This window comes from Kitasatospora sp. NPDC058406 (assembly GCF_042722765.1).
Lineage (GTDB): Bacteria > Actinomycetota > Actinomycetes > Streptomycetales > Streptomycetaceae > Kitasatospora.
Genome location: NZ_JBHXKE010000307.1, coordinates 1 through 9,225, shown reverse-complemented (window position 1 = coordinate 9,225; position 9,225 = coordinate 1). Strand labels below are relative to the sequence as shown.

8 protein-coding genes are annotated in these 9,225 nt (G+C 73.3%); 2 read left to right on the top strand and 6 right to left on the bottom strand.

All coding sequences use genetic code 11. The annotated features are described in order from the left end of the window. The first annotated feature begins 167 nt into the window (after positions 1-167). Complete coding sequence (locus ACFWOG_RS36635) at positions 168-1,073, top strand: sucrase ferredoxin (RefSeq protein ID WP_380363729.1); 906 nt, start codon at positions 168-170, stop codon at positions 1,071-1,073. 124 nt (positions 1,074-1,197) lie between these two features. Here the strand turns inward: ACFWOG_RS36635 and ACFWOG_RS36630 are convergent, their stop codons facing one another. From ACFWOG_RS36630 to ACFWOG_RS36605, 6 genes are all read right to left on the bottom strand, one after another. Beyond that, the gene (locus tag ACFWOG_RS36630) at positions 1,198-2,934 is read right to left on the bottom strand and encodes a cation acetate symporter (protein WP_329950022.1); all 1,737 of its coding nucleotides are present in this window, start codon (positions 2,932-2,934) and stop codon (positions 1,198-1,200) included. Further along, entirely contained in the window at positions 2,931-3,506 is a 576-nt protein-coding gene (locus ACFWOG_RS36625; RefSeq protein ID WP_380363726.1) for a DUF485 domain-containing protein, read from the bottom strand. The genes ACFWOG_RS36630 and ACFWOG_RS36625 overlap by 4 nt, the downstream gene beginning before the upstream one ends. Before the next feature lie 127 nt (positions 3,507-3,633). After that, positions 3,634-4,368 carry a response regulator gene (locus ACFWOG_RS36620; protein WP_380363724.1) on the bottom strand — a complete coding sequence of 245 codons (735 nt, stop codon included), beginning with the start codon at positions 4,366-4,368 and terminating at the stop codon, positions 3,634-3,636. Next, complete coding sequence (locus ACFWOG_RS36615; RefSeq protein WP_329950019.1) at positions 4,365-5,525, bottom strand: histidine kinase; 1,161 nt, start codon at positions 5,523-5,525, stop codon at positions 4,365-4,367. The genes ACFWOG_RS36620 and ACFWOG_RS36615 overlap by 4 nt, the downstream gene beginning before the upstream one ends. A 94-nt stretch (positions 5,526-5,619) precedes the next feature. Then, the gene (locus ACFWOG_RS36610; protein WP_380363722.1) at positions 5,620-6,105 is read right to left on the bottom strand and encodes a DUF1453 domain-containing protein; all 486 of its coding nucleotides are present in this window, start codon (positions 6,103-6,105) and stop codon (positions 5,620-5,622) included. A 156-nt stretch (positions 6,106-6,261) separates the two neighbouring features. Then, a complete protein-coding gene (locus ACFWOG_RS36605) occupies positions 6,262-8,373 on the bottom strand; it encodes a DNA topoisomerase IV subunit B (RefSeq protein ID WP_329950017.1) in 2,112 nt (703 codons plus the stop codon). 539 nt (positions 8,374-8,912) lie between these two features. On the opposite strand from ACFWOG_RS36605, the gene ACFWOG_RS36600 reads away from it, so the two are divergent. Further along, a complete protein-coding gene (locus tag ACFWOG_RS36600; protein ID WP_329882610.1) occupies positions 8,913-9,143 on the top strand; it encodes a hypothetical protein in 231 nt (76 codons plus the stop codon). Positions 9,144-9,225 lie beyond the last annotated feature (82 nt).

Below are 9,225 nucleotides of genomic sequence, written 5' to 3'. Positions count from 1 at the left end.
GCCCGGACCTCGGTCCGGGCCCCTCCGGGCTCTTCCGGATCCCCGTCGGGGGGCTTCCCCGGCGTCGCAGGCCGCCCGCCGAAACCGGCTCCCGGCCTCCCCGAACCCGGCGCCGGCGCGAAGATCCGATCCGCCTCCGCACGACGGGCGAGGGTAGCCTTACCGGCGTGAGCACCTGTGCGACGTTGTCGCGTGAACTGTCGGAGCCGCTGGCCGCCACGGCGGCCACCGCCACCACCTGGCTACTGGTCGAGCAGACCGGCCCGTGGGGGGCGAAGGCGCTCGCCGAGAGCCATCTGCACGCCGCGACGGGGCGGGCCCTGGAGGCGGCGACCGCCGGGACCGGGGTGCGGGTGGCCCTGATCCGGCGGCCGGGACGCCACGCCGACTGCCTGCCGACGCCGCGGCAGGAGGTGCTGATCGCGCACGCCGTGCCGGGACGCGGGTGGGTGCGCCGGTCCGCGGTGAGCGACCCCGCCGAGCTGCTGGGACTGGACTTCGCGGCGCTGGGCGCGGGCGACCACGGCGGTTTCGGGGTGCCGCACGTCGGCGGACCGATCGCCCTGGTGTGCACCAACGGCCGCCGGGACCGGTGCTGCGCGCTGCTGGGCCGCCCGCTGGCGGCCGAGCTGGCCGTCGCCGGGCACAGCGAGGTGTGGGAGGTGACGCACCTGGGCGGGCACCGGTTCTCCCCGACCATGCTGGTGCTCCCGTACGGGTACGCGTACGGGCGGCTGACGCCGGAGGCGGCCAAGGAGGTGCTGTCGGCGACGGCCGTGGGCCACATGGTCCCGGAGTGGTCGCGGGGCTGCTCGGGCTGGGACCGTCCGGGCCAGGCGGCCGACCACGCGGTACGGGTGTGGACGGGCGAGACCAGGGTGGACGCGCTGACCGTGGCGGCCCGGCGGCCGGACGGCGAGGGCCGCTGGCTGGTCGAGGTCCGGCACGAGGACGGCCGGTCCTGGGAGGTCGAGGTGGTCGAGGGGGTGAGCGAGCCGGCCCGCGCGGAGAGCTGCGGCAAGGCGGCGGCCACACCGTCCCGGATGGACGTCGCGGCGGTGCGGCAGCGCTGAGCGCCGGCGGTAGCGCCAACGGAAACGTCGGCGGTAGCGACGCGACGGGAGCCGGGCACGGAAGGACCCCGGCGGGTCCACCAGGACCCGCCGGGGTCGCGCCCGCCTGCGCGGCCGGTGCCCGTTACGCGGCCCCCGCCCCGGTCAGGGCCCGGACCTCCAGCTCCGCGTACCGGTCCGGATCGGCCGGCTCCGGCGAGGTGAGGGTGCCGATCCACCCGGCCAGGAACCCGAGCGGGATGGAGACGATGCCCGGGTTCTCCAGCGGGAACCAGTGGAAGTCGACCCCGGAGAACAACGCCACCTTGGTCCCCGAGACGACCGGCGAGAAGATCACCAGCACCACCGCCGGGATCAGCCCGCCGTACACCGACCAGACCGCGCCGCGGGGGGTGAACCGCCGCCAGAACAGGCTGTAGAGCAGCACCGGGAGGTTGGCCGAGGCGGCGACGGCGAAGGCCAGTCCGACCAGGAAGGCCACGTTCAACTGCTGCGCGAAGAGGCTGAGCGCGATGGCGACCGCGCCGATCCCCACCGCCGCGACCCGCGCGACGCCGACCTCCTTCCGCTCCGCGACCGCGATCGTGCCCGAGGACTCCACGGCCGCCGACGCCCCGTTCGCCGGCTCGCCCCGCGCCCGGCGGGAGGCAGGGACGGCGGCCCGCCGGGCGCGGAGGCCGCGCGAACGGCGCGGACGGCCCCGCCAGGCCCCCGCCCAGATGTCGTGGGCGAACGCCGCCGAGGAGGCCAGGGTGAGCCCCGCGACCACGGCGAGGATGGTGGCGAAGGCGATCGCCGAGATCACCGCGAACAGCAGCACCCCGCCGGTCGAGCCGTTGCCGCCGCCGAGCACCAGGGCCAGGAGCGGAACGGCCGTGTTGCCCGCCGGGTTGGCGTGCCGCACCTCGGCCGAGCCGACGAGCGCGGTGGCCCCCAGGCCGAGCGCGATGGCCATCAGGTAGAACCCGCCGACCAGCCCGATCGCCCACATCGTGGAGCGCCGGGCGGCCCGCGCGGTCGGCACCGTGTAGAACCGGGAGAGGATGTGCGGCAGCCCGGCGGTGCCCAGCACCAGGGCCAGCCCGAGACTGAAGAAGTCCAGTCGGCTGGTGAAACTGTGTCCGTACTTGAGCCCGGGTTCCAGGTAGCGCTGGCCGGCGCCGCTGTGCTGGGCGGCCTGCCGCATCAACTCGGCGACGTCACCGTGGAACCGGACCATCAGCAGCACGGTCAGCAGCACCGACCCGGCGACGAGCAGGACCGCCTTGACGATCTGGATCCAGGTGGTGGCCCGCATCCCGCCCACCGTGACGTAGACGATCATCAGACCGCCGACGGCCACGATGGTCCAGGTCCGGGCCTGGGCGCTGTTCGTCCCGAGCAGCAGGGCGACCAGACTGCCCGCGCCGACCATCTGGGCGACCAGGTAGAACAGCGTGACGACCACGCTGGCGCCACCGGCCGCCGCGCGGACCTTGCGCCGGCGCAGCCGCAGGGCCAGCACGTCGGCGAGGGTGTACCGGCCGGCGTTCCGGACCAGCTCGGCGACCAGCATCAGCACGACCAGCCAGGCGACCAGGAAGCCGATGCTGTAGAGCACGCCGTCGTACCCGTACAGCGCGATCAGCCCGGCGACGCCGAGGAAGGAGGCGGCGGAGAGGTAGTCCCCGGAGAGCGCGAAGCCGTTCTGCAACGGTGTGAAGTCGCGGCCGCCGGCGTAGAAGTCCTCGGCGGCGCTGCCTCGGCGGCCGGCCCAGAGGGTGATCGCCAGGGTGACCAGGACGATGACGGCGAACAGGACGACGGCCAGGTCGTGGTGGTCGCCGGCGGGGGCGACGGGCGGCGGGGTCGCGGTCGTCATCGCAGCTGGTCCTGGGTGTCCCAGCGGAGCGACAGGGCGGCCCGGTCGCGCTTGGTGCGGGCGTTGCGGGCGTAGAGCCAGGTCAGCAGGAAGGTCGAGGCGAACTGCAGCAGGCCGAGCAGCCAGGCCACGTTGACCGGTCCCGCGACCGGGCTCCGCATCAGGCCGGGCGCGACCGCCTGGGCGGCCACGTACATCAGGTACCAGGCGAGGAAGACGCCGCTGACCGGGAAGACGAAGGCGCGGTAGCTGTGGCGGATCTGCTGGAAGGCCTCGCTGTGCTGGACCGAGCGGTAGACCTCGGTACTGCCGTCCGGCTCCGGTCTGCCGGTCTCCGGATCCTCCGCCCCCGGGCCGTCCGTCCTCGGTCCGTCCGCCGGGGCCCGGTCCGCCGTCCGGTCCGCGACCGTCCGGCCCATCGCCACCCGGTCCGCCGCCCGGTCCTCCGCTGTCCGGTCCGTCGGTCGCGGGGCTTGTCCGGGGACGGCTGCGGGCTCGGCCCACCAGTCGAATCGCTGCCCCTGCTCGGATTGCCGTCCCTGTTCGGGACTGCTCGTCTGCTGTTGTGGCACCGCTGCTCCTGGACCCGGGGGGTTGTGTCCCGAACCATGATGGCGGCGCCCGAACCCGCCAAACCGCCAACGCAGATACGTTCACTCGATAAGGTGAGCGATCATCCGACAGGCGCTCATCGGACTACTAGGGCGTCCCGGTGATTCCTTTTCGGAAGGCGTACGCGACCGCTTGCGCCCGGTCCCGCACGCCGGTCTTGGCGAACAGGTTGTTGATGTGCGTCTTCACGGTGGCCGGGCTGACGAACAGCCGCCGGGCGATCTCGGTGTTGGAGAACCCCTCGGCGATCAGCCCCAGCACCTCGGCCTCCCGCGCGGTCAGCCCGTCCGGCGGGTCCGCCTGCCGCTCGGCCGCCGCGCCGTCGCGCGCCGCTCCTCCGCCCGGGCCCGGGTCCTCGCCTCCGGCCGCCAGGCGGTCCAGCAGGCGCAGTTGCACCTGCGGGGAGAGCCCGGCAGCCCCGGCGCGGACGTTCGAGATCGCCCGGGCGATCTCCTCCGCGCCGGCGTCCTTGGTCAGGTAGCCGCGCGCCCCGGCCCGGAGCGCCGGGAACAGCGAGTCGTCGTCGGCGTACGTGGTGAGCACCACCACCTCGGTCCCCGGGTGGGCCGCACGGATCCGCCGGGTCGCCTCGACCCCGTCGCAGCGCGGCATCCGCAGGTCCATCAGCACCACGTCCGGACGGTGCCGTTCGACCAGGGCGACGGCCTCCTCGCCGTCCGCCGCCGCGCCGACCACCGCGATGCCGGGCAGCAGCCCGAGCAGCATCACGATGCCCTCGCGCACCACCGTCTGGTCGTCCGCGACCACCACCCGGACCGACCCCGCCCCCGGCTCCGCACCCGGTTCCGCGCCCCTCCTCACGTCGGCACCCGCAGCAGCACGCGCCATCCTCCCTCGTGACGGCCCGCCAGCAGGGTGCCGCCGAGCAGTTCCGCGCGTTCGCGCATCCCGAGCAGACCGTACCCGGCGCCGCTACCGGCCAGCTCCGGCGGCACATCGCCACGCGCGGGCCGCCCGTTGCGCACCTCCAGTCCCACTTCTCCCGGCAGGTAGCGCAGTTCGACGGTGCAGCGTGCGCCGGGGGCGTGTTTGCGCACGTTGGTCAGCGCCTCCTGAGCCGTGCGCCGTACCGCGAGCCCCGCCTCCGCGGGCAGTGGGCGCGGTGTACCGGCGACGGTGAGCACCGCCCGCTCCCGGCCGGTCAGCTCGACCAGGAACTCACCGACCGGCGTCAGCTCGCCGCGCAGCGCGGAGAGCGCCTGCCTGGTCTCGACCAGGCCGTCCTGCGCCATCCGCCGGGCGGCCACCACCCGTTCCCGGATCTGCTCCCGGTCGGTGCCGGCGTCCAGCATCAGCCGGGCCGCCTCCAGGTGGACCAGCTGGGCGGAGAGGCTGTGGGCCAGCACGTCGTGGATCTCCCGGGCGATCCTGGCCCGTTCGGCGAGTGCCGCGCTCTCCGCCTCGGCGGCCCGCGCCGCGCGTTCCTGGGCGAGCAGCCGCCGGGCGGTCCCCCGCGCCTCGGCGTCCAGCCGGAGCAGGTAGCCGAGCACAGCGAGGCCGCAGACGGTGACCGTGACGCTCAGCCGGTCCTCCCAGCCCGCCGCCGCGTACGAGGCGAGCGCGACCGCCGCGACCACGGCCGCGGGACCGGCCGGCAGCCGCACCACGGTGGTGACGGCGAGCCCCACCCAGAGGGCGCCGGCCAGCAGGTCGGCCTGGAGGCCCTCGGCCGCCCAGGCACCGCCGACCAGCACCGCGGCGAGGACCAGCGAGGGCGCCAGCCGCTGCTCCCGGCTGACGCGCAGGTAGGCCGCGTACACGCCGAGGGCCGCCGACAGCCCCGCCGCTGCGGCCACGACCGCCCAGCCCCCGTACTCGCCGTGGGAGAACATCCCCCAGGTCACGGCGGCGAGCAGGGCGGCCCGGCCGAGCATCGTGAGGGTCCGGCGGGCCGGGCTCTCGGCCTCCCGCTCCATCGCCTCACGGGACGGCCAGCGGGTCCAGCTCCACTCGGGCACGGTTCTTCTCCGGAGGTCGACGGGGTCGCGATCGGGCCGGACGGCCGGACGGAAAGCCCTGCGCGCCCTGCCGCGGCCGCGCCCGGGCAAGCGCTCAGCCGGTCACGGCGCCGCCGCCGGTGCCCGCCAGGTCCCGGGCCCTCCAGTTCACCACGAGCGACCTCACCAGCAGCAGGACCGCGAGCCCGAGCAGCAGCACGCTGCCGCCCTGGTGCACGTGGAGCGCCGAGGCGACACCGAACAGGCCGAGCCGGACGACGACCATGCCCGACCAGGCCGCCGCCGTGGCCCGGGTGCCGCGGGCCCACAGCGTGCCGTCCTCCGCCTTCCAGAGCCGGACGGTCCAGCCCCACGCGCAGCCCGCCGCGAGCACCGCCAGCAGCCCGCCGACCAGCAGCACGACGGAGGCCACCGGGTGCCCGGCGTCGACCAGCCCGGGATCACGCAGCGCGAGGCCGCCGAGGACCAGCGGGAGCAGCCAGGAGCGGTGCTCGGTGTCGAGGCGCCTGGCGCGCATCTGGCGTCCGGCCACCAGGACCGTCACCGCGACGATCACGACGGTGTTGACGAGGTCGGGCATCGGGTTCTCCGTACCGGCGGGAGGGGCGGGCTGACCTCTCCGACGCTACGGATCCGGCCGCCCCCGCTGATCGGAGCCGGGGTGGACACCTGGTGGACCCGGCGGCACGAGGGCCCTCCACCCACGGGTGGAGGGCCCTGCGGTCCGCGGCGGTGCTCAGGCGTCGATGCGCGAGCGGTCCAGAGTGGCCGCCGAGTCCACGATGAACTCCTTGCGCGGCGCGACGTCGTTGCCCATCAGCAGGTCGAAGACCTTCTCGGCCTGGTCGAGGTCGCCCAGGTTGATCCGGCGCAGCGTGCGGTGGCGCGGGTCCATGGTGGTCTCCGCCAGCTGGTCCGCGTCCATCTCGCCGAGGCCCTTGTAGCGCTGGACCGGGTCCTTCCACCGCAGGTTCTTGCGCTGGAACTCCAGCAGGGTGGAGCGCAGCTCGGCGTCGGAGTAGGTGTAGTGGTACTTCTCCTGCCCGCGCTTGGGGTTGGTCAGCTCGATCCGGTGCAGCGGCGGCACGGCCGCGAAGACCCGCCCCTGCTCGACCATCGGCCGCATGTAGCGCTGGAAGAGCGTCAGCAGCAGGCAGCGGATGTGCGACCCGTCGACGTCGGCGTCGGCCATGAAGATGACCCGGCCGTAGCGCGCCTGGTCGATGTCGAAGGTGCGGCCCGAGCCGGCCCCTATCACCTGGATGATCGCCGCGCACTCGGTGTTCTTGAGCATGTCGCTCACGGACGCCTTCTGCACGTTGAGGATCTTGCCGCGGATCGGCAGCAGGGCCTGGAACTCGGAGTTGCGGGCCAGCTTCGCGGTGCCGAGCGCGGAGTCCCCCTCGACGATGAAGAGTTCGCTGCGGTCGACGTCGTCGCTGCGGCAGTCGGCCAGCTTCGCCGGCAGCGAGCTGGTCTCCAGCGCGGTCTTCCGGCGCTGGGCCTCCTTGTGCTGGCGGGCGGCGACGCGCGTCCGGGCGGCCGCGACCACCTTCTCCAGCACGGCCCGGGCCTGGACCTTCTCGTCGCGCTTGCCCGAGGTGAGGAACGCCTTGAGCTCCTTGGCGACGACGGCCGCGACGATCCGGTTGGCCGCCGAGGTGCCGAGCACCTCCTTCGTCTGGCCCTCGAACTGCGGCTCGGCGAGCCGGACGGTGACCACCGCGGTGAGGCCCTCGGTCGCGTCGTCCTTGGTGACGTCGTCCTCGGCGACGCGCAGCAGCTTGCTGGCCCGCAGCACCTCGTTGACGGTCTTGGCCAGCGAGCGCTCGAAGCCGGTGACGTGGGTGCCGCCCTTGGGGGTGGCGATGATGTTGACGAAGGAGCGCAGGGTGGTGTCGTAACCGGTGCCCCAGCGCAGCGCGATGCCCACCTCCAGCTGGCGGGTGACCTCGGTGGGCGTCATGTGCCCGAGGTCGTCGAGGACGGGCACGGTCTCCTTGAACGTGCCCTCGCCGTTGAGCCGCAGCACGTCGCTGATCGGCTTGTCGGGCGCCAGGAACTCGCAGAACTCGGTGATGCCGCCGTCGAAGCGGAAGGTCGTCTCCTCGACCTTGTCGCTCTCGGTCAGTCTCTCGTCACGGACGACGATGGTCAGCCCCGGGACGAGGAAGGCGGTCTGCCGGGCCCGGCTGTGCAGGCTCTCCAGGGCGAGCTTGGCGTCCTTGAGGAAGATCTGCCGGTCGGCCCAGTAGCGGATCCGCGTCCCGGTGCGGGTCTTGGGCACCTTGCGGACCCTGGTCAGGCCGTTCGCCGGCTCGAACGGGGCGTCCGGGCTGGTCTCGGTGAAGATGCCGGGGGTGCCGCGGCGGAAGCTGATCGCGTGGGTGTGACCGCTGCGGTCGACCTCCACGTCCAGCCGGGCGGAGAGCGCGTTGACGACGGAGGCGCCGACGCCGTGCAGACCGCCGGAGGCCGCGTAGGAGCCGCCGCCGAACTTGCCGCCGGCGTGCAGCTTGGTCATGACGACCTCGACGCCGGACAGCCCGGTCTTGGGCTCGACGTCCACCGGGATGCCGCGTCCGTTGTCGCGGACCTCGACCGAGGCGTCGTCGTGCAGCACGACCTCGATCCGGTCGCAGTAGCCGCCGAGCGCCTCGTCGACGGAGTTGTCGATGATCTCCCAGAGGCAGTGCATCAGGCCGCGGCTGTCGGTGGAGCCGATGTACATGCCCGGGCGCTTGCGGACCGCCTCCAGGCCCTCCAGGACGAGCAGGTGCCGAGCGGTGTAGTTGGAACCGTCGTCACCGGCCAGCAGAGCGGACGGCACGGTCGTTTCGGCACTCACGCGGCACTCTCCTCGGTGAAGTCTCTGTCTCATCGGTCACGTCCGGACGGGTCCGGACCGTCCGCCAGTGCAGCACATCGCACCGACAGCCGTTCCCCTGTGTGTGCACACCCCTCCGCTGGGTGCACAGCACGACGAGCCGGTCCCGCGCAGCTTGTACGCGCTGCGCGAACAAGCGCCGCGCCGGATTGGCCGCGCCGGGGCTCCATCTCCTCCCGGTACCAGCGGTCCTGGCGGATCGTGGGACCGGGCACAGGCTCCGGAACTGCCGTTATGCAGGCTACCGGGGCCGGGGACGGGGCTTATGCTCCAACCCAGCAGAGGATTATGCTACGCGGACTCCGACACTCGGTTCCGATCGGGCGTTCGAGCGAGAGACGGATCCTGGGATTCGGTACGCATGAACCACCGGCCCCCGGGGCACGTCCTCATCAACACAGCAGAATCCTCAGAGAAGAAAAGCCACGAGCGGGAACGTTTTCGGCCTGGTTGGATGTTGACCCTGGTACGACAGCTCGTCGAGCTAGAGAAGAGGCGACGTGACTACTGTTCTGACCCCTGCGAGCCCGCTCACCGCGGCTGACCGCTGCGACCGCTGCGGCGCCCAGGCTTACCTGCGCGTCGTACTCGCAAGCGGTGGAGAGCTGCTCTTCTGCGCCCACCACGGCCGGAAGTTCGAGCCCGAGCTCAAGAAGATCGCCGTGGAGATACAGGACGAGAGCGGTCGACTGAGCGGCACCGCCGCGACGACCGACACCGACGAGCGCTGATCCCGGGCGCCACGCAACAGCAAGAGCGTCGAGCTGTGTCCGGTCGCGCACGGCGCGCGACCGGTGAGCCGGGCGGCCGACC

Excerpts from the sequence above, each read along its gene's own strand:
- ACFWOG_RS36630 (WP_329950022.1), bottom strand. The coding sequence starts at position 2,934 with ATGACGACCGCGACCCCGCCGCCCGTCGCCCCCGCCGGCGACCACCAC.
- ACFWOG_RS36610 (WP_380363722.1), bottom strand. The coding sequence starts at position 6,105 with ATGCCCGACCTCGTCAACACCGTCGTGATCGTCGCGGTGACGGTCCTG.